General features: G+C 73.9%; 4 protein-coding genes. All 4 read left to right on the forward strand.

All coding sequences use genetic code 11. The features are described from left to right. The first annotated feature begins 111 nt into the window (after window positions 1–111). The 4 genes from ACJH71_RS03870 (at window position 112) to ACJH71_RS03885 (ending at window position 25,927) form a co-directional block, all read left to right on the forward strand. Window positions 112–6,531 carry a PGRS repeat-containing protein gene (locus ACJH71_RS03870; RefSeq protein ID WP_406756727.1) on the forward strand — a complete coding sequence of 2,140 codons (6,420 nt, stop codon included), beginning with the start codon at window positions 112–114 and terminating at the stop codon, window positions 6,529–6,531. Window positions 6,532–6,679: 148 nt separating this feature from the next. Further along, a complete protein-coding gene (locus ACJH71_RS03875) occupies window positions 6,680–13,021 on the forward strand; it encodes a PGRS repeat-containing protein (RefSeq protein ID WP_406756728.1) in 6,342 nt (2,113 codons plus the stop codon). Window positions 13,022–13,332: 311 nt separating this feature from the next. Beyond that, window positions 13,333–19,626: a PE family protein gene (locus tag ACJH71_RS03880; RefSeq protein ID WP_406756729.1), complete on the forward strand. Its 6,294-nt coding sequence runs from the start codon at window positions 13,333–13,335 to the stop codon at window positions 19,624–19,626. Between the two features lie 688 nt (window positions 19,627–20,314). Next, window positions 20,315–25,927 carry a beta strand repeat-containing protein gene (locus ACJH71_RS03885; protein WP_406756730.1) on the forward strand — a complete coding sequence of 1,871 codons (5,613 nt, stop codon included), beginning with the start codon at window positions 20,315–20,317 and terminating at the stop codon, window positions 25,925–25,927.

The following is a 25,927-nucleotide window of genomic DNA, read 5'->3' on the forward strand; positions in this document are numbered from 1 at the left end:
ACGCATTTTCGCGGCGTTTCCTTTTGCGTGGGAACGCCCTTTCGAGCCGGTTCGCCGACGTCGAAAACTCAACCAACCTCATCCCGAACTCAGCAGATAGGCGTCGTTCCCATGGCTCGTAAGCGTCGTAACACAGGTCAATACGTCAACCGCGGCAATGCATCTCGCCGAGCAATCGGTGCCGCCGGAGCCGTCAGTGCGTTCCTGGCGTTCGGCATGGCCCCGCAAGCGCAGGCCGACTTCGATCTGGACGACCTGTTCGACCCGAGTGCCTGGGCTCCGCTATTCGATTCCAGCACTTGGGATTCGGGCTTGAACTGGGATCAGCTGTTCGCCGGTGACGAGCTGGCCAATGCACTGACCGCGGGCTCGGCGGCCGACACCGGCAACCTCACCGCCATAGTCGACCAGTGGTTCTACACCCCGATGCATAGCGCGATGGTCGACTGGATCGAGAGTCCGTTCGGAACCCAGGTCAACGACTTCATCAACAACACCTTCGGCTTCGGCTCGATCATCATCGGCAACGGTGCTGCCGGTACCGAACTCAACCCCAACGGCGGCAACGGCGGCTGGCTATACGGCGACGGTGGCGCGGGCTACGACGGCTCGCTGACCGGGGTGGCCGGCGGCAATGGTGGCGCGGCCGGGATGTTCGGCAACGGCGGTGCCGGCGGCGACGGCGGCGCGGGCTTCGACGGCGGCACCGGTGGGGCCGGCGGCAGCTGGAGCGGTATCGGCGGCGTCGGCGGTATCGGTGGTGCCGGTGGCGACGGCGGCAACGGCGGTGCCGGGGCTGGCTGGCTCTTCGCTATCGGTGGTGCCGGCGGGGTCGGCGGCGACGGACTGGTCGGCGCCGCGGGGGCGGTCGGAGTCGCCGGTGTCGATGGCGGCAATGGTGGCGTCGGCGGCAACGGCGGTGTAGGCGGCAACGGTGGAGCTGGCGGCGCTTCGAAGGCAATCATTTTCGGCGCCGGCGGTAAGGGCGGCGCGGCCGGTGACGGTGGCACCGGCGGTGTCGGTGGTGCGGGTATGGCCGGCACCGACGGAAACGACGGCGAGACGGGCACCTTCGCCGGCGGCGGTAGCGGCAACGGTGGCGACGGCACTGACGGCACCAATGGCGGTAACGGCGGCACGGGCGGCAACGGCGGTGCGGCCGGCGCGGCCGGTACCGGCGGGAAGGCCAGCTCTTGGTTCGGCAGCAACGGCACCTTGGGTGCCGGCGGTCAGGCCGGTGACGGCGGCAACGGCGGGGCCGGCGGGGTTGCCGGACTCGGCGGCAACGGTGGTGCGGGCGCGGCCGGCACGGCGACGAACCTCAACGGTGGCGCGGGCGGTGACGGCGGCGACACCGGCACGGCGGGCGCCGGCGGTGCGGGCGGACAAGCCGGCGGTGCCGGAGCAGTAGCCGGTCAGCAGGGCATCAACGGTGCCGACGTGACCGGCGTCGGTGGCAACGGTGGCGCGGGCGGCGACGGCTATAGCCCCACGGCCGCAGGCGAATCGGGCGGCAACGGTGGCGCCGGCGGTGACGGCGGCGCCTACGGCAACGGTGGTGCGGGCGGTAACGGCGGCAACGGGTCGACCGGCATCGCTGGCAGCGACGGCAGCGTCACCAACCCTGACGGCACCGACGGTCACACCGGCGGAAACGGTGGCGCCGGTGGCATCGGCGGCAAGGGCGGTTCGATGGCCGGCAACGGCGGAACCGGCGGTCGGGGCGGCCACGGCGCGGACGGCGGCGCAGGCGGCGACGGTGTCGTCGGCGCGACCGGTTCGTTCGACAACGGCGGCACCGGCACCGGTGGCAACGGTGGCGACGCGGGCAGCGGCGGCAACGGCGGCAGCGGCGGCAACGGTGGTGCGGGCGGTACGGCGGCCCATGGCATCGCGGGCTCCACCGGGGCTGGGGGCAACGCCGGTAGCGGCGGTGACGCCGGTAGGGCCGGCGACGGCGGCGCCGGCGCAGCCGGCACAGCAGCGCATCGCGACGGCGGCGACGGCGGCGACGGCGGGAACACCGGCACCGGCGGCAGCGCCGGCAACGCGGGCACCGGGTCTCACACCGGCGCAGCGGGTTCGGCCGGGCACGCCGCCGCAATCGGTCAAGGCGACGGCGGCGCGGGCGGCGCCGGATTCAACGCGACCACCGCGGGCGACTCCGGCGGCAACGGCGGCGTCGGCGGTGACGGCGGCGATCGCGGCAACGGCGGAAACGGTGGCGCCGGTGGATCCGGCGCGGACGGCACCAACGGCGCCGTCGGCAACGCGGTCAACCCCGACGGCGGCAACGGCACGGTCGGCGGCAGCGGCGGCATTGGCGGCGCGGGCGGTAAGGGTGGTTCCGAGGCCGGCAATGGCGGCGCCGGCGGTGTGGGTGGTGCCGGGGGCGCGGGCGGCAACGGTGGCAACGGCGTGACCGGGGCCAACGCCAGCACGGCCGGCGGCAACGGCGCGAACGGCGGCGACGGCGGCGACGGCGCCCTCGGCGGCAATGGCGGCGCGGGCGGTGCCGGCGGTTCCTCCGCGCACGGTACCTCCGGGGCCGACGCTTCCGGAGGTGCCGGCGGTCGTGGTGGTGACGCTGGGGCGGCCGGCAATGGCGGCGCCGGCGGCAACGGCAACGCGACGCACATCGACGGTGGCAACGGCGGTGACGGCGGCGATGTCGGCACCGCCGCCGCGGGCGGCAATGGCGGAGCCGCCGGTGGTACTGGGGCGACAGTCGGCGCCACCGGCGCACACGGCGCCGAGATCATCGGGGCCTCCGGCAACGGCGGCCAGGGCGGCGCGGGATTCACTCCCACCGCGGCAGGGCAATCCGGCGGCGACGGCGGCGCGGGCGGTAACGGCGGTGCCCACGGCAACGGCGGCAACGGCGGTGCCGGCGCGGCAGGCTCTGCCGGAACCAGCGGGCCAGTCGGAAACAACGGCACCCAGGGCAGCGTCAACGGCACCAACGGCGGACAGGGCGGTTCGGGAGGCAACGGCGGCAACGGCGGTGCCGGCGGCACTGGCGGCTCGCTGAGCACCAACACCGCCGGTAACGGCGGCATCGGCGGTGCGGGCGGCGCCGGTGGCAACGGTGGTGTCGGTGGGAAGGGCTTCACCGCCACGGCGCCCGGTGCCGATGGCGGCAACGGCGGCAAGGGTGGTCAGGCCGGTTCTGGCGGCGTCGGCGGTGCGGGCGGTAATGCGGGCACCGCCGCCAACGGAACCGTGGGCAACAACGGCAACGGCGGGGCCGGCGGTAACGCCGGCGATGCCGGAGCGGGCGGCAACGGTGGCGATGGCGCCGCCGGAAATGCGGCCAACCCCAATGGCGGCAACGGGGGCCAGGGCGGCGACCCTGGCAACGTCGCTGGGACCGGTGGCGCCGGCGGCACGGCCGGCGCCACCTCCGGCGGCGGCGGAATCCACGGCGGCCAGGGCGCCGACGGCGTCTCGGCGACCACGGTGTCGGGTAACGGCGGCAACGGTGGGGCAGGTTTCAGCCCGACCAGCATCGCCGAAAACGGTGGCAATGGCGGCGCCGGCGGTAACGGTGGTGCGGCGGGTTCGGCCGGTAACGGCGGCAACGGTGGTGCCGGCGGTGCGGGCGCGACCGGCGTCGGAGGAAATGGCGCGGTCGGTACGGCGGGAACAGCCGGCAACCCGAACGGTGGTGCCGGTGGTTCTGGCGCGGCCGGCGGTAATGGCGGTGCGGGCGGTAGTGGCGGCGCCAGCGGCGCCCTGGTGTCCAACCACGCCGGCAATGGCGGCGTCGGCGGCAAGGGTGGCGACGGTGGTGCCGGTGGCACCGGTGGTGCCGGATTCAACGCGACGACGCCCGGCGTCAACGGTGGTGACGGCGGCAAGGGCGGTCAGGCCGGTTCCGGTGGCACCGGTGGTGCCGGCGGCAACGCGGGTGCGGTGAACGGGGCGGCCACCGCGGGTGTCAATGGCAGCGGTGGTGCCGGTGGTAACGCCGGGACGGCCGGGCAGGGCGGCAACGGCGGCAACGGCGGTAACGGGGATGCCGCAAACCCCAACGGCGGCAACGGCGGTCGTGGTGGCGATGCGGGCAATGTCGCCGGCACCGGCGGTGGCGGCGGTGCGCGCGGGACCGGCGGCACCGGTGGTGTCGACGGAGTGACCGGCGCCAACGGCACGGCGGTGAGCGTGGCCTCCGGTAACGGCGGGAACGGCGGCGCCGGCTTCAGCCCGACCAGCGTGGCCGACAACGGCGGCAATGGTGGCGCGGGCGGTAACGGCGGTGCGGCGGGGTCGGCCGGTAACGGCGGCAACGGTGGTGCCGGCGGTGCGGGCGCGACCGGCGTCGGAGGCACCGGCGCGGTCGGCACCGCGGGCACGGCCGCCAACCCCAACGGCGGTGCCGGGGGATCCGGTGCGGCCGGCGGCAATGGCGGTAAGGGCGGCGTCGGCGGCGCGAGTGGCCTGCTGGGCGTCAACCACGCCGGCAATGGCGGCGCCGGCGGCAAGGGTGGCGACGGTGGTGCCGGTGGCACCGGTGGTGCCGGTTTCAACGCGACGACGCCCGGTGCCAATGGCGGTGACGGCGGCAACGGTGGTCAGGCCGGTTCCGGTGGCACCGGTGGCGCCGGGGGCAACGCGGGTGCGATCAACGGCGCGGCCACCGCGGGTGTCAACGGCAGCGGTGGCGCCGGCGGTAACGCCGGGACGGCCGGGCAGGGCGGCAACGGCGGCAACGGCGGCAACGGGGATGCCGCAAACCCCAACGGCGGCAACGGCGGTCGTGGCGGCGATGCGGGCAATGTCGCCGGCACCGGCGGCGGCGGCGGTGCCCGCGGGACCGGCGGCACCGGTGGTGTCAACGGAGTGACCGGCGCGAGCGGTACTTCCGCGGTCGGCCCATCCGGTAATGGCGGCACCGGCGGTAATGGCTACAACGCGGCCGCCGACCCCAACGCCGCGGCTGGCGCCCGCGGCGGCGACGGCGGTAAGGGCGGCACCGGCGGCTCGATCGGCAACGGCGGCGACGGCGGTGCCGGTGGTACCGGTGCGGCGGGTCAGGCCGGCGGGAACGCCGCCAACGCTGGAGGATCCGGCACGGCCGGACTCACCGGTGGTGCCGGCGGCAACGGTGGTGCGGGCGGCAACGGCGGTGCGGTGTCCGGCGCGGCTGGCAACGGCGGTGTCGGCGGTAAGGGCGGCGTCGGTGGTGCAGGCGGTAGCGGCGCGAACGGCTCGACGGGCATCACTGCCCCCGACGGCGGCGGACTCACCGGTGGCAAGGGTGGCAACGGCGGCAGCGGGGCCATCGGTGGCGCCGGTGGGGTCGGCGGCAACGGCGGTGTCGGAGGCACCGCCACCGACGGCAGCACCGGCAGCCACGGTGTCGGCGGCCAAGGCGGTGCCGGTGGCCAGGGCGGCAGCGCCGGCAACGGCGGTACCGGTGGCACCGGTGCCGGTGGCGGCACCAACGCGGCCGCCGGCAACGGTGGCCAGGGCGGCAACGGCGGAAACCGCGGCACCGGTGGGGCCGGCGGTCTCGGCGGTGACAGCGGTAACGGCCAGCTCGCCTCGAGCGGAGCCGGGGGCGCTACCGGAGCCAGCGGCGGTAACGGCGGCAACGGCGGCGTCGGCGGTAACGGCCAGGGCACCGTCAACGGTGCTGCGCAGATCGGTGGTATCGGCGGCAAGGGCGGCGACGCCGGAACCGTTGGCAACGGCGGGACCGGTGGTGCGGGCGGCAATGGTGCGGTCGGAACGGCCGGTTACACCCCCCCGACTGGCCAGGCAGCCGGTGGCGGTACTGGAGCCAACGGCGCTAACACCACCCAGGCCGGCCAGATCGGTGGTGCCGGTGGCACGGGATCGTCCGCGTCGTGCGCGCTCTTCTTCGGCTGCGGCGACATCAACGCCGGCGATGGCGGTAACGGCGGCAACGGCGGCCAGGCAGCGGCCGGCGGCGCCGGCGGCGCGGGCGGGGGCGCCAATGCACAGACCGGCGGAACCCGCGGCTACGCGTACGGCGGCGACGGTGGCAACGGCGGCAACGGCGGAGACGGCACCAACGGCACGGCCGGGGCCAGCGGCGGCGCCGGTGGCGCGGGCGGCAAGGGCGGTTCGATCGCCGGCAACGGTGGTGACGGTGGTCTCGGCGGCCTTGGTGGTAACGGCGGTGCCGGCGAGAACGGCGGTAACGGTGGCGCAGGCGGCGGCGGCGGTACCGGTGAGAACCACCAGGGCACCGGTTACGCCAAGGGCGGCGACGGCGGCGACGGTGGCACCGGCGGCAAGGGCGGTAACGGTGGCGCGGGCGGTAGCGGCGGCGTCGGTGGCGCCGCGGGGACTGCGCAGGGCATCGGCGCCAACGGAAACGTCGGTGTCGGTGGCGCCGGTGGCACCGGCGGTGCGGCCGGTTCCGGTGGCGCTGGCGGTACCGCCGGGGCGGCCGGATCGGCATCCGCGGGCGGCGCGGTCAGCGCGGACCCGGGCGCGGCTGGCCAGACCGGCACTGGCGGCGGATCCGGAACGAGGGGCACCGATGGCGCACACGGCTAAATCCCTTGCAGGCAAGCGGCTATCCGGCCCGGCACACAGTGCCGGGGCCGGAAAACCGGGCCCGCACGCCGCGTCCTCGGCGGCTGCATCCCCAACCCAGTTGCCCAACTAACTCTCCACCCACAGACACCAGATAGAGGTCATCCCCATGGCTCGTAAGCGTCGCAGCGCAGCACTGCACGGAACCCGCGTCAGCGCAGGGCGTCGGGCGGTCGGTGCCGCCGGTGCGGTGAGCGCCTTTCTGGCACTGGGGATGGCGCCGCAGGCGCAGGCCGACTTCGGTCTGGAGGACCTGTTTGACCCGAACGCCTGGGGGTCGTTGTTCGACGGCGGCACAGGCGATTTGGGCTTCAACTGGGATCAGCTGTTCGCCGGCGACGAGCTGGGCACCGCGCTGAGTGCGGCCTACGCCGATCCGGGTTCGGCGGCGGCGATGCTGGGCGACCCGTTCGGCATCACCGGGTTGCTGGGCCAGTACTTGTTTGAGCCGATGCACGCCGGAATGGTGGCGTGGATCAACGACCCGTTCATCGGCAAGCCGGTGGATGACTTCATCAACACCTGGTTCGGGTTCGGTTCGATCGTCATCGGCAACGGTGCGGCGGGCACCGAGCTCAATCCCGATGGTGGCAACGGGGGTTGGCTGTTCGGAGACGGCGGTGCGGGCTACGACGGTTCGCTGACCGGGGTTGCCGGTGGTGACGGCGGCACTGCCGGGATGTTCGGCAACGGTGGTGCCGGCGGGGCCGGTGGCCTCGGCCTCGACGGTGGTGAAGGCGGCAACGGCGGCAGCTGGATCGGCGTCGGTGGGGCCGGTGGCGCCGGCGGGTCCGGCGGCAATGGCGGTGACGGGGGCGCCGGGCTGGGCTGGATCTACGGCATCGGTGGCAACGGCGGGGCCGGCGGGGACGGTCTGGCCGGGTTCGCCGGTGCGATCGGCGTCGCCGGTGTTGACGGCGGCAACGGTGGCGCGGGCGGCAATGGCGGCGCGGGCGGTAACGGCGGCGCCGGTGGGGCGTCCAAGGCGCTGCTGTACGGCTCCGGCGGCCAGGGCGGCGCGGCCGGAAACGGTGGCGCCGGTGGTGCCGGCGGCCAGGGTCTGGGTGGCGAGGACGGCACCGATGGCGCGGCCGGCACATTCGCCGACGGTGGCTCCGGCAACGGTGGCGATGGCACCGCGGGCTCCAACGGTGGCAACGGCGGTGCCGGTGGTAACGGCGGCGCGGCCGGGGCGGCCGGGGCAGCGGGTGCCACCCATGCGCTCTTCGGCTCGGACGGCAATACCGGTGCGGCCGGCCACGGTGGCGCCGGTGGCGCCGGCGGTGACGGCGGTGACTCCGGGGTGGGCGGCAACGGTGGTGCGGGTGCGGCCGGGACGGCGGCCAACCCGGACGGCGGTGACGGCGGCAACGGTGGCTCGACCGGCACGGCCGGCACCGGCGGTGCGGGCGGCCAGGCCGGCGCCGGTGGTGCGGAGGGCCAGTCGGGTAACGGCGGCGAGGCCTCGACCGGTGCCGCATCCGGCGGCCGAGGCGGCGACGGTTATGACGCCGCCGCAGACCCGAACGCGGCAGCGGGAACCGCCGGCGGCAACGGCGGCAAGGGCGGCAACGCCGGTGACAACGGCAGCGCGGGCATCGGCGGTAACGGCGGAAACGGTGCCGCCGGAGCGGCCGGAACCACCAGCACGGCCGAGGGCGTGGACGGCACCGCCGGCACCGACGGTGGCGCCGGTGGCAACGGCGGCTTGGGTGGCCTGAACGCCGACGGAATCACCTACGCCACAACAGGATTAGGCGGCGATGGTGGTGCCGGCGGTCAAGGTGGCCACGGCTACACCGGCTTGAGTGGCGCGATTGCCGGCGCGGACGGCGAGAGCGGCAGCAACGGTGGTGCCGGTGGCAACGGCGGTGCCGGGGGTACCGGCTCGGTCGCGGGCCAGCAGGGTGCCGGTGGTGCCGGGGGTAACGGCGGTAACGGCGGCGACGGCGTGGCCGGGGATGCGGGCATCGACGGCACGTCGGCCGACCACGACGGCACGGCCGGCGGCGACGGTGGCAATGGCGGCAACGCCGGCACCGGTGGTGCGGGCGGCCAGGGCGCCGGCGGCATCGCGGCCAGTGGCAACGACGGCACCGCGGGCCTCGGCGGCAATGGCGGCAACGGCGGTAACGGCCTCGCCGGAGTGGACAGTACCCAGGCGGGTATCGACGGCACCGCCGGCGGCAGCGGTGGTGTCGGCGGTAACGGCGGACAGGGTGGCCTGCTGGCGGGCAGCAGCACCGACCGCGCCGCCTCCGGTAACGGTGGAAATGGCGGTTCCGGTGCCAAGGGCGGCAACGGATTCACCGGCGCAGACGGCACTATCCCGGGCGCTGATGGTGTGAGCGGCACCAATGGTGGCGCCGGGGGCAACGGCGGCGCCGGCGGTTCCGGTGCGACGGCGGGCCAGCAGGGCGTCGGCGGCGTCGGTGGCAATGGCGGTAGCGGCGGCAATGGTGCGGCAGGTACCGCGGGTACCGACGGCGTCGTGAACAGTCACGACGGCACGGCCGGCGGTAACGGTGGCAACGGCGGCAACGCGGGCACCGGTGGTGCGGGCGGTCAGGGCGCCGATGGCACCGCGGCCAGTGGCAACGACGGCACCGCGGGCCTCGGTGGCAATGGCGGCAAGGGCGGCAACGGCCTTGCGGGTCTGGACGGCGCCGGGCCGGCAGTGAACGGCACCGCCGGGGGCAATGGTGGTGCCGGCGGCAACGGTGGGCAAGGTGGCCTGCTGGCGGGCAGCAGCACCGACCGCGCCGCCTCGGGTGCCGGTGGCGACGGAGGCGCCGGAGCCAAGGGCGGCAACGGATATACCGGTACCAACGGCCTCACCCCGGGTGCCGACGGTGGTAGTGGCACCAATGGTGGTGCCGGCGGCAACGGTGGCGCCGGCGGGACCGGCTCGACGGCCGGCCAGCACGGTGCCGGGGGTGCCGGTGGCAATGGCGGTAGCGGCGGCAATGGTGCGGCCGGCAGCGTGGGTGTCGACGGCACGTCGGCCAACCACGACGGCACGGCCGGCGGCAACGGCGGCAGGGGCGGCAACGCGGCACTCGGTGGCGCAGGCGGCGAGGGCGCAGGCGGCATCCACGCAGCCAACGGCACCAACGGCACCGCAGGACTCGGCGGCAACGGCGGCCAGGGCGGCAGCGGCCTGACCGGAACCGACAGCACACAGGCCGGTGTGGACGGTGCCGCCGGCGGTAGTGGTGGTGTCGGCGGCAACGGTGGTCTCGGCGGCCTGCAGGCGGGCAGCACCACCGACCGGGCCACCTCCGGCACCGGCGGCAATGGTGGGGCTGGTGGTAAGGGCGGCAATGGATTTACCGGTGCCGATGGCGCTACCCCGGGTGCTGATGGTGTCAGTGGCACCAACGGTGGTGCCGGCGGTAATGGTGGCGCGGGTGGTTCCGGCTCGACGGCCGGTCAGCACGGTGCCGGTGGTGTCGGTGGCGATGGCGGCAGCGGTGGTAAGGGTGCGGCCGGCAGCGTGGGCGTTGATGGCACGTCGAGCAATCACGACGGCACGGCCGGCGGCAACGGTGGCAATGGTGGCAACGCTGGCGCGGGAGGCACCGGTGGTCAGGGCCCGAGCGGTGCGGCGGCCAGTGCCTCGAACGGCACCGCGGGCCTCGGCGGCAACGGCGGGTCCGGCGGTAAGGGCCTCGACGGAACCGACAGCACCACAGCGGGTGTGGACGGAACTGCGGGCGGCGCTGGTGGTTTGGGCGGCAACGGTGGTCAGGGCGGTTTGCTCGCGGGCAGCACCACCCAGCACGCGGCGTCCGGTGTCGGTGGCAATGGTGGCGCTGGTGGTAAGGGCGGCAATGGATTTACCGGTGCCGATGGCGCTGCGCCGGGTGCTGATGGTGTCAGTGGCACCAACGGCGGCCAGGGTGGTAACGGTGGCGCCGGTGGTTCCGGCTCGACGGCCGGCCAGCACGGTGCCGGGGGTGCCGGTGGCGATGGCGGCAGCGGTGGTAAGGGTGCGGCCGGCAGCGTGGGCGTCGATGGCACGTCGAGCAATCACGACGGCACGGCCGGCGGTAATGGTGGTAACGGCGGTAACGCCGGCCTCGGTGGTGAGGGTGGTCAGGGCCCGAGCGGTGCGGCGGCCAGCGGCTGGAATGGCATCGCGGGCCTCGGCGGCAACGGCGGGTCCGGCGGCAAGGGCATCGACGGGACCAACAGCACCACAGCGGGTGTGGACGGAACTGCCGGCGGCGCTGGTGGTTTGGGCGGCAACGGTGGTCAGGGCGGTTTGCTCGCGGGCAGCACCACCCAGCACGCGGCGTCCGGTACCGGCGGCAATGGTGGTGCTGGTGGTAAGGGCGGCAACGGATTTACCGGCTCCAGCGGCGTCAACGCCGGCAGTAACGGTGAATCCGGAACCAACGGCGGCCAGGGCGGCAACGGTGGCTCCGGAGGCACCGGCGCCACCGGCGGCGCCGGCGGCAACGCGGGCAACGGCGGCGTCGGCGGCAACGGCGGCAACGGAATCGACGGCGCCAACGCCGCGTCCGCCGGTGCGGACGGCCAGAACGGCGGCACGGGCGGCAACGGCGGTCAGGGTGGTGCCGGCGGTCAGGGGGGCAACGCCGGTACCTCGACCTCCGGCAACGCAGCCGCCAACGGCAACGGTGGCAGTGGCGGGCGGGGCGGCGACGCGGGCACGGCCGGCAACGGCGGCAGGGGTGCCGACGGTGACGTCACCAACCCCGACGGCGGCAAGGGCGGCAACGGTGGCGAGGTCGGCACCGCCGGCAACGGCGGATCGGCCGGCTCGCACGGCAGCGGTGGTGCCAGCGGCACGAACGGAGCCACCGGGGCTGGTGGCACCGCGATCACCGGCCCGGCCGGCAACGGCGGACAGGGTGGCAACGGCTTCAGCTCCACCAGCTCGGCTGAGAACGGCGGTGACGGCGGCAACGGCGGTGCAGGCGGCGCCGGCGGCTCACACGGCAACGGCGGCGACGGCGGCATCGGTGGTGCGGGTGCCACCGGCGTCGGCGGTACCGGTGCAGCCGGCACCGCGGGAACGGCAGCTCAACCCGATGGCGGCGCGGGCGGCTCCGGCCTATCCGGCGGCAACGGTGGCAAGGGCGGCGACGGCGGTGCCAGTGGCAACCTCGCAGCCAACCACGCCGGTAACGGTGGCGCCGGTGGAGTCGGTGGCGCGGGTGGCAACGGTGGGACCGGTGGCGCCGGCTACGACGCCGCCACCGACCCCAACGCGGCGGCCGGCACCAACGCAGGTAACGGCGGCAATGGCGGTGAGGCTGGATCCGGGGGTGCGGGCGGCGCCGGCGGTAACGCCGGTGCGGTCAACGGCGCGGCCGGCGCGGGTGCCAACGGCAACGGCGGCAACGGCGGCAACGCCGGCGTCGCGGGCCAGGGCGGCAACGGCGGCAACGGTGCTGACGGCAACGCCACCACCCCGAACGGCGGCAACGGCGGAAACGGGGGCGACCCGGGCAACGTTGCCGGCACTGGCGGCGCCGGCGGCGCGCACGGCACCGGCGGAAGCGGTGGCGTCGACGGTACGAACGGTGCCAGCGGCACCCCGGTCACTACGGCGTCCGGCAATGGCGGCAACGGAGGCAACGGCTACAACGCCGCTACGGACCCCGCCGCCGTTCCGGGCACCAATGGCGGCGCCGGCGGCAACGGCGGCAACGGTGGCATGGCCGGCAACGGTGGCAACGGTGGAACCGGTGGCAGCGCGGCTACCGGTGTGGGCGGCGCCGGTGCGGCCGGCACGGCCGGAGATGCCCTCAACCTCAACGGCGGCAACGGACTTCAGGGTGATTCCGGTGGCGACGGCGGCACCGGCGGCAATGGCGGCAATGGTGGCCTGCTGAGCGTCAACACCGCGGGCAACGGCGGCAACGGCGGCGTGGGCGGTGACGGTGGTGCCGGCGGCACCGGCGGAGCCGGCTACAGCCCGACCGCTGCCGGAGCCAACGGCGGTGACGGCGGTAACGGCGGCGAGGCCGGTTCGGGTGGCACCGGTGGTGCCGGCGGCAATGCCGGAACCGCGCAGAACGGCAGCGTGGTCGGCGCCAACGGCAACGGCGGCAAGGGCGGCAACGCCGGCAGCGCCGGCCAGGGCGGCGACGGCGGCAGGGGTGCCGACGGCGATGCCACCACCCGCAACGGTGGCGACGGCGGAAACGGTGGTGACGCCGGCAATGTCGCGGGCACCGGCGGTCAGGGCGGCGCGGCCGGTACCACGGTCGGCGGCGGCGGAACGGCCGGCGGATCCGGAGCCAGCGGCACCCCGGCTGCCGGGCCGACCGGCAACGGCGGCAACGGCGGCGACGGCTACAACCAGCCTGGAGCCGGTGACGGCGGCCAGGGCGGTGCCGGCGGCGACGGCGGAAACATGGGCAATGGTGGCGACGGCGGGCGCGGCGGCGACGGCAGTGCCGCCGCCGGCGGGTAAGCGTCAGGTCGTCGAGTGAACGGATGCCCGCGATGAGAACGCTGCCCTGGCACGCCAGGGCAGCGGGGCCGAGCACCTGTCAGCACAGGAAGCGCTCCGTACCCCGAGCTGCGTCCATCCGGTTCCGGATGGCTCAGGTAAGTACCGCGAAGACATGGGTGGATAGCTCGACGCCCCGCGGATTCTCCGTGGCGGATCGATCTCCGATCTGACTGTTGCCGCGCGGTAGGCGCGGCGATAGCCGAGCAAAAACATCACAACCATCCATCGGCCCACGCAGTGGGCCACCGTTTGAGAACTTGGGGCAGTACATGACTGGAAAGCGTGAGAGCGCACGGCAGACCGGAGCCGGGCGGCGCACAGGGGACTCGCGTCGTCGAGTGCTGGGTGCGGGTTCGGCGGCAGCGGCATTTTTGGCGTTCGGTGTGTCGCCGTTGGTGTCGGTGCCGGTGGCGCAGGCTGATGGTGAGTTTGATTGGCTGCTGGATGTTTTCGGTTCGGGGGCGTGGTCGGCTGCCGAGGTGGACGCTGGGGGTGCGTTCGATTGGGGGTCGTTGTTTGACTCGTCGGCGGGGTTGGCCGGTGGTGATGCGTTTGATCTGACGGCGTTGGTTGAGGCGTACATCTATGCGCCGTTGCATGCCGGCATGGTCGATTGGCTTGAGAGCCCGTTGGGTGTTCAGGTCGGCTCGTTTGTCAATGACACGTTCGGGTTCGGCTCGATCATCATTGGTAATGGCGCTGTTGGTGTTGCCGGTGTTGATGGTGGCAATGGTGGTGCGGGCGGTTGGTTGTTCGGTGATGGTGGTGCTGGTGTCGCCGGTGGTGATGGTGGCGCGGCCGGTTTGTTCGGCAATGGCGGCGCCGGCGGCGCGGGTCTGGCGGGCTTGGCCGGTGGCGACGGTGGCGCCGGTGGTTCATGGATGGGCGTCGGCGGGGTCGGCGGTATCGGCGGTGATGGTGGTGGCGCCGGCGGTAATGGCGGCGACGGCGCGGGTTGGCTGTTCGGCTCCGGTGGTGCTGGCGGTGCCGGCGGTGTCGGCGCGGCCGGCGTGGCGGGCATCGACGGAGCTAGCGGCGTGTGGGCCAACGGGGGTAGCGGCAACGGCGTGGTCGGTGGCAACGGTGTTGTTGGCGGCAATGGTGGCAATGGTGGTGTCGGCGGCAAGGCTTCGGGCTTTTTCGGCAACGGCGGCAATGGTGGTGTCGGCGGTGTCGGTGGTGCGGGCGGTAACGGTGGCCGTGGTGGTGACGGTGCTGTTGGACAGTGGGATGTGGCTGCCAGCAATGGAATTGGTGGTGATGGTGCCGGTGGTGGTGACGGCGCCAATGGTGGCCAGGGTGGCCAGGGTGGTCTGGCTGGTGCGGGCACCAGCCTGGGTTCGGCGGGTGTCAACGGCCTGGGCGGCCAGGGTGGTGCCGGCGGCAACGCCGGGATCGCCGGTAATGGCGGTGACGGGGCCGAAGGGACAGCGGGCAACACCGGCGGTGGCCGCGGCGCCGACGGCGGAAACCCGGGCGCGATCGGCCACGGCGGTCAGGGCGGCCTGAATGGTGGGTCGACCACCGAGCGTGCGGCCAGTGGCGCCGACGGTCAGGCGGCCGGGCACGGCGGTAACGGCGGTAATGGCGGCGACGGGTTCGACGTGGCGGCCTACAACGCCGCCCACGCAGGCGAACTGGGCTTCAAGGCGCTCACCCTGGCCGGCGGCAACGGCGGTCTTGGTGGCAACGCCGGCGCGGTCGGTGACGGCGGTACCGGCGGCAACGGCGGCAACGGCGGGGACGGCGGTAAGGGCGGCAACAGTGGTGTGCTGCTGGAGAACGGGCACGGCGGCAAGGGCGGTGCCGGCGGCAACGGTGGCAACGGTGGCGCGGGCGGTGCCGGCGGTTGGGAGGCCGGCCAAGGCGGTGCCGGTGGTACCGGTGGCAAGGGTGGTGCCGGCGGCGTCGGCGGCGACGCCCTGAACCCCAACTCCGGAACCGGTGGTGACGGTGGTGTCGGCGGCCGGGGCGGTCTCGGTGGTGCCGGCGGCGCCGGATACACCGGCGCGGCCGGCGTTCAAGGTGTCAACGACGGTGCGGGTGAGAACGGCGGCAATGGTGGTGCCGGTGGTACCGGTGGCGAGGGTGGTGCCGGCGGTAACGCGGGCAACGGCGCCACCGGCAACGGTGGAAACGGCAACGGCGGTGCCGGCGGTAAGGGCGGCGACGCGGGCGCCGGGGGCGACGGCGGCAGGGGCGCCGACGGCGACGCCACCTACCTCGACGGTGGCCGGGGTGGCAACGGCGGCAATGCCGGCATCGAAGGTGCCGGTGGTGCCGGCGGTAGCGCCGGAACTGGCGGTAACGGCGGCACAGCCGGCCTGCACGGAGCCGGCGGCAATCAGGTGACCAGTGGCGGAAACGGCGGTAACGGCGGCGACGGCTTCACCTCGACGGTGGCCGGCGCCTCCGGTGGTAACGGCGGCGCGGGTGGCGACGGCGGCAACCTCGGTAACGGCGGTAACGGCGGCGCCGGTGGCAACGGTGTGGCCGGCACCAACGGTGTCGGGACCGACGCCGGCGGCAACGGCAACTCCGGCACCAGCGGTGGTTCCGGTGGCTTCGGTGGCAAGGGTGGCAACGCCGGCACCGGCCTGAGCACCCTGACCGGCGGCACCGGTGGTGCCGGTGGTTCGGGCGCCGACGGTGGCGATGCCGTGGCCGGTGCGATCGGCTCTGCCGGTTCGTTCACCTCCGGTGACGGCAATGGCGGGGCCGGCGGCAACGCCGGGACGGCCGGTGCCGGCGGCAGCGGCGGCAATGGCGGGGCGGGTGGCAGCAACGGCGACGGCAGCTCGGCCGCGACCGGCACGGGCGGCAACGCCGGCAGCGGCGGCGCGGGTGCCCAGGGCGGTGACGGTGGCGCAGGTGCCCACGGCGACGCAGCGCACCTCAACGGCGGCAACGGTGGCCGCGGTGGGGACTCCAGCCAGGGCGGTGCCGCGGGCACGGCCGGCACCGGCTCCACGACGGGCAGCGCCGGATCCCAGGGCGCGGGTGTCGCCGGCCCGGCCGGCAACGGCGGCCAGGGCGGTGACGGCTACACCTCCGGGGTGGCCGGCGAATCGGGCGGCAACGGTGGTGCCGGTGGCGATGGCGGCAACCTGGGCAACGGCGGCAACGGCGGCGCCGGTGGCGACGGTGTGGCCGGCACCAACGCCGTCGGCACCGACGGCAACGGCAATGGCAACTCCGGGACTGCCGGTGGCTCGGGTGGCTCGGGCGGTAAGGGAGGCAACGCCGGTACCGGCTTGACCTCGTTGACCGGCGGCGCCGGTGGCAATGGTGGTTCGGGTGCCGACGGTGGTGACGCCGCGGCCGGCGTGACCGGTGCGGCCGGGTCGTTCGCCACCGGTGACGGCAACGGTGGGGCCGGCGGTAACGCCGGGACGGCCGGCGCCGGCGGTAGCGGCGGCAACGGCGGTGCGGGCGGCACCAACGGCAACGGCAGCTCCGCTGCGGCCGGAACCGGCGGCAACGCGGGCAGCGGTGGTGACGGCGCCGCGGGCGGAAATGGTGGCGCCGGTGCCAACGGCGATGCAAACAACCTCAACGGCGGCAACGGTGGCCGCGGTGGCGACTCCAGCCAGGGCGGCGCCGCGGGCACGGCCGGTACCGGCGCGTCTACCGGCGCCACCGGATCGCAGGGCGCCGGGGTCAGTGGCCCGGTCGGCAACGGCGGCCGCGGTGGTGACGGCTTCACCGCCAGCACGGCCGGCGCGTCCGGCGGCAACGGTGGTGCCGGTGGTGACGGCGGCAACCTCGGCGACGGGGGCGACGGTGGTGCCGGCGGCAGCGGTGTCGCGGGCATCGACGGCGTCGCCGCCACGGCCGCGGGCGACAACGGCACCAGCGGTACCGACGGCGGGTCCGGCGGCAACGGTGGTGCGGGTGGCCTCGGCGGCTCCCTCTCCGGTCATGGCGGCAACGGCGGTAGCGGCGGTGCGGGCGCCCAGGGCGGAAACGCGGGCGCCGGGGCGGCCGGGGTGAACGGCAGCTACCTCAACAGCGGTGACGGTTCTGGCGAGAAGGGCGGCGACGCCGGGGTCGCCGGCAACGGCGGCCGGGGCGGCAACGGCGGTGCGGCCGGCGGTGTGGCCGCGGGCGGCACCGGAGCCGACGGCGCGGTGGGCGCGGCCGGGTCCGGCGGGGCCGGCGGCGACGGCGCAGCCGGTGGTAACGGCGGTGACGGTGCGGCCGGCGACGCGACCAACCTCAACGGCGGCAACGGCGGAGCCGGGGGCAACTCGAGCACCGGTGGTAACGGCGGCGCGGTCGGCACCGGCGCAGGCGCGGCGACCGGCGGAACCGCCGGCAGCAGCCCAACCGGCCCAGCCGGCAACGGCGGTGCGGGCGGTTCGGGCTTCACCAACGCGGCCGGCGTCGGTGGCGACGGCGGTACGGGCGGCGACGGCGGCAACATCGGCAACGGTGGAGCGGGCGGCTCCGGCGGCAACGGCGGCAACGGCATCGACGGCGACCAGGGCACGCTGGCTGCCATCAGCGGCACCGACGGCACCGCGGGCTTCCACGGCGGTAAGGGCGGCGACGGTGGTGTCGGCGGCTCGACGGCCGGCAACGGTGGCGCCGGTGGCGTCGGCGGTGCCGGAGGTAAGGGCGGGTCAGGCGGTGACGGCCTGGCCGGCACCAGCGCCACTCTGGCCGGCGGTGCCGGTACCGATGGCGGGTCCGGCGGCAACGGCCAGGCCGGTGGCTATGGCGGTGCCGGCGGCAATGGTGGCGCCTCGGCCCACGGGACCGCGGGTGCCAACGGCAACGGCGGCGCGGGCGGTGCGGGCGGTAACGCCGGCACACCCGGTGACGGCGGCAACGGCGGCAACGGTGACGCGGTCACCATCAACGGCGGCAACGGCGGTGCGGGCGGTAACGCCGGCACCGCGGGCAACGGCGGCGCCGGTGGGGCGCACGGCACCGGCGGAACCGGCGGCACCAACGGCGGCGACGGGGCAGACGGCACCGGGGTCACTGGTCCGGCAGGCAACGGTGGCACGGGCGGCAACGGCTACAACGCTGCCAACGACGCCGGCGCGGACGGCGGCACCAGCGGCGGCAACGGTGGAGCCGGCGGTGACGGCGGCAACATCGGCAACGGTGGCAATGGTGGCGTCGGCGGTGACGGTAAGACCGGCGTCGGCGGGACCGGTGCGGCCGGCACCGCGGGCACCCTCGCAGCCCCGAACGGTGGTGCCGGTGGCCAAGGCCTGGCCGGCGGCGACGGCGGCAAGGGCGGCGCGGGCGGCAACGGCGGTTCGCTGGCGGCCAACGTCGCAGGCAACGGCGGAAACGGTGGTAGCGGTGGAGCGGGCGGCGCCGGCGGCACCGGCGGCGCGGGATATGACGCCAGCACCGGATCGGTGGCCGGCGCGAGCGGCGGCAATGGCGGCAACGGCGGGGAAGCCGGATCCGGCGGCACCGGTGGGGCCGGCGGCAATGCCGGTACCACCAGCCACGGCACTGCCGGCACCAACGGCGATGGCGGCAACGGCGGCAGCGCCGGCACCGCGGGCGAAGGTGGCCAGGGTGGCAACGGTGCCGCCGGCGACGCCAGCACCCCCAACGGCGGCAACGGCGGCAACGGCGGTGACCCGGGCAGCATCGCCGGCACCGGCGGCAACGGCGGCGCGGCCGGAACCACGGCCGGTGCCGGGGGCACCGACGGGACCGACGGCGCGAACGGAACACAGGCCATCGGCCCGTCGGGCAACGGCGGTAACGGCGGCGCCGGATACGACCCGTCCCAAGACCCGAACGCGGGAACAGGTGCCTCCGGTGGTGCCGGCGGCACGGGCGGTAACGGCGGCGCGATCGGCGACGGTGGCGACGGTGGTGCCGGCGGTAGTGGCACGGCGGGGGTGGCCGGCCTCAGCGCTACCGTCGCGGGCGACTCCGGTCTCCAGGGCCAGGACGGTGGCGCGGGCGGTAACGGCGGCGCGGGCGGACTCGGCGGCGCCCTGTCCGGTAACGGTGGCGCTGGCGGCGCCGGCGGTTCGGGTGCCGACGGTGGCCAGGGCGGCAGCGGCATGAGCGGTGCTGCCGGCGCGGTGGCATCCGGAATCGCCGGGCAGGCCAACAACGGCCAAGACGGTGGCGACGGTGCCATCGGCGGTCAGGGCGGTAACGGTGGCAACGGTGGTCTCGGTGGAACCGCGGCCCACGGCAGCACCGGCAGCCTCGGTGCGGGCGGCAACGGTGGCAACGGCGGCGCCGGCGGCACCGCGGGTAATGGTGGCGCCGGCGCGAACGGCGATGCCACCACCCAAACCGGCGGTGACGGTGGCGACGGTGGCGACGTCGCCTACCCGAGCGCCGCGGGCGGCAACGCCGGGACCGGCTCCGGCAACGCCACGGCAGGCAGTGCGGGCAGCGTGCCCGGCGGCCCGGTCGGCAACGGCGGGAACGGCGGTGACGGCTGGAACAACACCGGAACCTCCGGAATCGGCGGCGCCGGTGGTGCCGGTGGCGACGGCGGCAACCTGGGCCTCGGCGGCGATGGCGGCCACGGTGGCAACGGTCCGAACGGATCAGGACCCAACGGCTGATCCTGGTTGAACAGACCGACGCGGCCGCCCCGGCAATGGGGTGGCCGCGTCGCTTTTTTGGGCGTGGTAAACGGGGAAGATGGCGGTTCTTATTGCGAACTGTTGTCCTTATCGCCACAGGTCGCGAAGCGTTACTGGAGGGTAATCGGGACAGCGGCATTCGTAGTTGATTGCGAAGTCCCGATCTCACCCGTAGAAACCCTGCGGCGAGGTCGCATAACCGAGGCCGCCGGCCTTATATCGCCGCCGGGGGCGGGGTCGCGCCGGCGCCGCCGCGAAGGCGCCGGCGCCATCGCGGCATCGGAGGCGTTCGCCAAATCGTGGGTGCCGGCCCGCCGAGGCGACGTGGCTGCCGGTGACCTGCACCTGGTGGTCCTAGGGGGCCTGATCGGTGGCCGGTGACGCCGAGCCTGCAACTGCCAGCAAACGCTTTGAGCGCGCGATCGCTTTGCTGAGAGCCTGTGCCGCGACGCTTAACTGTTAGTTACCTGTGAAGACGTAAATGACAACACTAGTTGTAAGTCTATTTACGGAGCATAACTAACCGTAATCAGGGGTAACAAGCGTCAATCTAGATCTTTAGTCTGCTGCAGTGTACCGGGGTTGACTGACTGAGAATCGCTGTTAACGTAGCTCCCTAACGAGATTGCTGTGCCCGCATTATGCGTCAGTTAAGGGGGAAGGCGTCATGGCTAGTCATCGTGAGGGTGGGTCCAAGGGTCGTCGCAACCGTGTCTTCGGTGCCGGGACCGTGGTCGGTGCGTTCTTCGCGTTTGGGTTGGGGCCGTGGGCGGGGGCGCCGGCCGCGCATGCCGACTTTGACGATGTGTTGATCGACCTGTTGGGCGCCGACCTCGGTAACGCTGTTGCCGATCTGGGTGCCAACTGGGGTGACCAGGCTGCCTGGGCGGTGGTATTCGACCCGGGGAGTTGGACCCCCTTCTTTGATGGCCTCGGTGAACCGGCCATGTGGGATGCGATCCTGGCGGATCTGAATCTGGCCGGTATCGGGGCCGCCTCCCTTGACCTTCCGGGTGCCTCGGATGCGTCGTTCAATTGGAGCGAGATTAATTGGCTGATGCCATTCGGTGACGGAGCGGACGGCACCGCCGCCCACCCCGATGGTGGGGCCGGTGGCTGGATCTTCGGCAGTGGCGGTACGGGCTGGGACTCCGACGGTGCGGGCGGTATTGACGCCGGCGGCTCCGGCGGGCAGGGCGGCCTGTTCGGTGGTAACGGCGGCGACGGTGGCTCCGGCTACGACGGTGGTGCCGGTGGCGACGGCGGTGCCGCCGGTCCCTTCGCCTGGTTCAGTCACGGCGGGGCGGGTGGTGCTGGCGGTGAGGCGGTCACCGCGGGTGGCGATGGTGGTGCCGGCGGCGCCGGTGGTGACGCCTCCCAGTGGGGTCTGTTCAGCACGCCCGGTATCGGTGGCAATGGTGGCGACGGATTGGCCGGTGCTGCAGGCGCTCTCGGCAGCTTTGTCACCGGAGACGGCAACGGCGGCTCCGGGCAAGCCGGCGGTAGCGGCGGCAACGGTGGTGCCGGCGGTAGGGGCTCGACATTCTTCGGCGTCGGTGGCAACGGCGGCGCGGCGGGGAATGGTGCCGCGGGCGGCGAGGGTGGCGGCGGTGCCGCTGGGCACGATGCCGACCTGCTCGGCAATGCCGCCATCGGTGGAAACGGTGGCGCGGGCGGCGCCGGCGGTGACGCGGGCGAGGCCGGTGCGGGCGGCGCAGGCGGTTGGTTCGCCAGTGCGGGCGGTGCGGGTGCGGGAGCCGACGCCGGTGCCGGTGGTAATGGCGGCGTAGGCGGCAATGGTGGTAACGCGAACGGCGCGACCGGCGACGCCGGTGTCAACGCTGTCGTCGGCAGCGGCGCCGACGGCGGTAGTGGCGGTATGGGCGATGACGGCGGTGCCGCGGGCAACGGTGGTGTCGGTGGTGCCGGCGGTGCCGCGGGTACCTCGACGAACGGCACTACGGCGACTGACGGCTCCGGCGGCCAGGGTGGCAATGGTGGTGACGCCAAGGGGGGAACCGGTGGTGCCGGTGGTAAGGGCGCCGGCGGGGGCAGCAATGCGGTCGCCGGCAACGGCGGCGACGGCGGGACTGGTGGTGCCGGCGGCACGGCCGGTACTGGTGGTGCCGGCGGCGCCAATGGGAGCGGCATCGGTACAGGCGCCAGTGGGACGAATGGGTCTTCTGCCGGCGGCGCGGGTGGTGCCGGTGGCCAAGGCGGCAAGGGCATCGGCACGTACAACTTGTTCGGCGACGCCCAGGCCGGCGGCACCGGCGGCACCGGCGGTATGGGCGGGGCAGGTAGCAACGGCAGCGTCGACGGCAACGGTGGTGCCGGCGGCGCAGGTGGCGACGGCGCCAGCAACGGAACCGGTGGCAGTGGCGGCAGCGGCGGTGCGGGTGGCGACGGCGCTCAAGGCAGTGTCAGCGGACCGGGCTACGGCGGTGGCGGTGGCGGCGGTGGCGGTGGCGGCAGCGTCTTCACCAACGGCGGGGCCTCCGCGAGCGGAACTGCCACGGGCGGTGACGGCGGTTCCGGCGGTGCGGGTACTGCCACGGCTGCCGGCGGCCACGGCGGCACCGGCGGGCAGGGCAAGATTTCCGCCTTCGGAGCCGGCAGCAGCGCTGGCGGCACAGCTACGGGCGGTAACGGTGGCAATGGTGGGATCAACGGCGGCACAGGTGGTGACGGTGGCGCCGGGCTCATCGACGCGAAACTGGGCGGAAGTGTCACCGGTGGTGCAAGCACCGCCGCTACCGGCGGAATCGGTGGCAACGGTGTGAACGGTGGTGCCGGCGGTGATGGTGGCGCGGGCGAGATAACGACAACCGGTGGTGACGCTGCGACTGTGGGCGGCACTTCCTCTGGCACGGCCAACGGCGGCGCGGGCGGCACCGGCACCGGCGCTGGCAGCACCGGCGGCAACGGTGGTGCCGGAACGATCCGAAGTGGCTATCAGCAGACCTACCTGGGCCAGGGTGGCCCCGGAGGTACCGCCAGCGGCACCGCGACGGGTGGAACCGGAGGCGACGCCACCGGTGGCGGCACCGGCGGTAACGCCGGGTCCGGCGGTGTCATCGCGGGCGGAACCGGATCGACGTCCCAGGGAATCGGCATCGGTGGCAATGGTGGAGATGGGCTGGACGGTGGCACGGGCGGTAACGGAGCCACCGGGCAGATCACCGTTTTGAACAGCGGGTCCCACGCCACGGGTACGGGCCACGGCGGTAACGGCGGCACCGGCACCGGCGCAGACAGCAAGGGTGGCGCCGGGGGCACCGGCTGGGCTCAGGTCCTGAGCCAGGACAGCACCATCGCCAATGCCTCCGCCACCGGCGGCGATGGCGGCTCCGGCAGTAACGGCGGCATCGGCGGCGCCGGCGGCACGGGCGTGATGCAAACCGCCGCAGGCCCGGGTAGCCCCGGCACCAGCGGAGCCAACAGCAGCATTACCGACAGTTCGGTCAGCGGAGCCAAGGGCGGCGACAGCAATACGGCCGGCGTCACCGGCGGTGGCGGAGGCCGGGGGAACCTGGTGACCGGCAGCCGCTCTGTCGACACCACCGGTGGCGACCAGATCGATGGCGTCACGGTCCAAGGCGGCGACGCGAACGGCGCCGCTGTAGGCGGTAGCGCTGATCTGTCCGCCACGAATGGCTCGACGATCACTGATTCGCAGGTTATCGCCGGCGACGGCGGGGCTGGTGGATACGTGACTATGACCGCCGACGACGGCTCCACCATCTCCGGCAGCAGTGCCACTGGTGCTGACGGTGGGTCCGGTGGTCTGGGCGGTTACGCCACGGTGAGCGCTACCGACGGGGCCAGCATCTCCGACAGTCACGCGATCGGCGGCCACAACAGCGACACCGCTGTTGGCGGCAAGGCAACGGTGTCGGCCGACGGCGCAAACAGTGCCGTGGACGGCAGCACCGCGACCGGCGGCAACGCCGGTTCTGGTGATGCCAACGGCGGCGTCGGCGGCAAGGGTGGCGACGCCCTGGCGGGGGCGAGCCAGGGCGGCACGGTCAGCGACGCCACCGCTACCGGTGGTGACGGCGGCGCCGGTACCAATGGTGGACACGGCGGTGCGGGTGGCTATTCCGAGGTCAGTGCTGGGCTGCAGGGCGGCACCGGGGGCAGCGCCACCGGCGCAGGCGCCGGTGGTGATGGTGGTAGCGCGGACGGGGCCGGCAGCGTCGGAGGCAGCGGAGGTAGCGGCAATATCCAGGGTGGCTTTGTCCGGCCGGGTATTGGTGGAAATGACGGTGCGGCAAGTGGTTTCGGAACTGGAGGGCACGGTGGTGCCGCTTCCGGTGGTGGTCACGGCGGTAGCGGCGGTATCGGCAGTGTGGTGGCCGGTGGCAACGGTGCCGTGGCTGATGGCTCCGGTATCGGCGGCAATGGTGGTGACGGTCTTGCCGGTGCTACCGGCGGCAATGGCAGTAGCGGTCAGGTGGGTGCCTTCGCTGATGGGGCCCATGCCAGCGGTACTGGCCAGAGCGGCAATGGTGGCGACGCCACAGGCGCGGGCAGTGTCGGCGGGGCCGGCACTATCGGCAATATTCAGGCGTTCGGCGTCAACAGCGCGGCCAGCGGAACTGCCACCGGTGGCGATGGTGGTGCGGCTGGCAACGGTGGTCACGGTGGCGCCGGTGGTCAGGGCAGGATCGTTGCCAACGCGACCGGTAGCCAGGCCACCGACAGTATCGCCACGGCCGGCGCCGGTGGTGATGCCTCCGGCGGCGGGACCGGTGCCCTCGGGGGTCAGGCGTATGTCAATGCCGGGACGTTCGGTGACGCCGGCAGCGGCGGCGACATCTCGGGCAGCACCGCTATCGGTGGTACGGCTAGTGACTTCAACGGCGGCATTGGGCAGGTGCTCGCGGTCAACGGCACTGTCTCCGACAGCAGTGCCATCGGTGCTGATGGTGGGTCGGCTGGTCTGGGTGGTTATGCCACGGTCAACGCCACCGACGGTGGCAGCATCTCCGACAGTCACGCAATCGGCGGCCACAACAGCGACACCGCTGTCGGCGGCGCGGCCACCATCTCTGCCGACGGTGCGAACAGCACAGTGGCCGGCAGCACCGCAACCGGCGGCAACGCGGGAAGCGGTGACGCCAACGGGGGTGTGGGCGGCAGCGGCGGTGCGGCCGACATCGAGGCGGTTCAGGGAGCCGCCGTAACCGACTCCACAGCCACCGGCGGCGTGGGCGGTGACGGCAGCAATGGCGGCACCGGCGGTACCGGTGGCGAATCGGGTGTCTATGCGGCCGGAGCAGGCACCTCCGTTGCCAACGCGGTTGCCAGCGGAGGTGCCGGCGGTGTCGGCACAAATGGCGGCGTCGGCGGTGATGGCGGCTCGGGCTGGGTCACCGGCGGGTATGACGGACTCACGTACCCCGACAACACCGCCCACGATGTCACCGCCACTGGTGGCGACGGCGGTCTCGGCAACGGGATCGGCAGCAGTGGCGGCCACGGCGGTACTGCCCTTGTCCAAGGTGGGAACGGTGAAGCCGTCAATGGCGGCAGCGCTACCGGTGGTCTCGGCGGCACCGGAACCGATGGCGGCACGGGCGGCAACGGTGGCAACACCCAGATCCTCGCCATCGATCAGGCCACCGTTAACGACGGCATCGCCGTCGGCGGCGTCGGCGGCGCCGGCACAAACGGCGCCACCGGCGGCAACGGCGGCAATGCCCAAGTGGTGTCCTGGAATGCCGGCGGCACGGCTACCGGCACCGGTATCGGTGGCGACGGCGGCGCAGGCAACGGCGGTAACGGCGGTAACGGCGGGACCGGATCGGTACAGGGCCACGCGCCCGGAATCTCCGTGAGCGGGACCGCCACCGGTGGTGCGGGCGGCGACGGCGGCTACAACGGCAGCGATGGCAGCCTCGGCGGCAACGGCGGAGCTGGCGGCCGCGGCAACGTCGAATCAATCCTCATCGCCGGCTTGTCCATCGACGCCAACGGTACGGGCGGCGACGGTGGTGCAGGCGGCGACGGAGGCATCGGCGCTGTTGGCGGCAGCGGTGGTGCCGGCGGCGTCGGCAATGCGAGCGTCGGTGGCGACGGTGTAGGCGGCAATGGCGGTGACGGCGGCTCGGTCGGGGCTGAGGGCAACGGCGACGGCGGCGCCGGTGGTGCTGGCGGCAACGGTGGAGACGCCGCCACCACCGGCGGCACCGGTGGCAACGGCCAAGCCGGCCAGGACGGTCAGCCCAACGGCGTGACCGGCGATAGCGGTCAGAACGGCGCGAACAACCCGTAA

The sequence above is a fragment of the Mycobacterium sp. SMC-15 genome, from assembly GCF_045310925.1.
In the GTDB taxonomy this organism is placed as follows: domain Bacteria; phylum Actinomycetota; class Actinomycetes; order Mycobacteriales; family Mycobacteriaceae; genus Mycobacterium.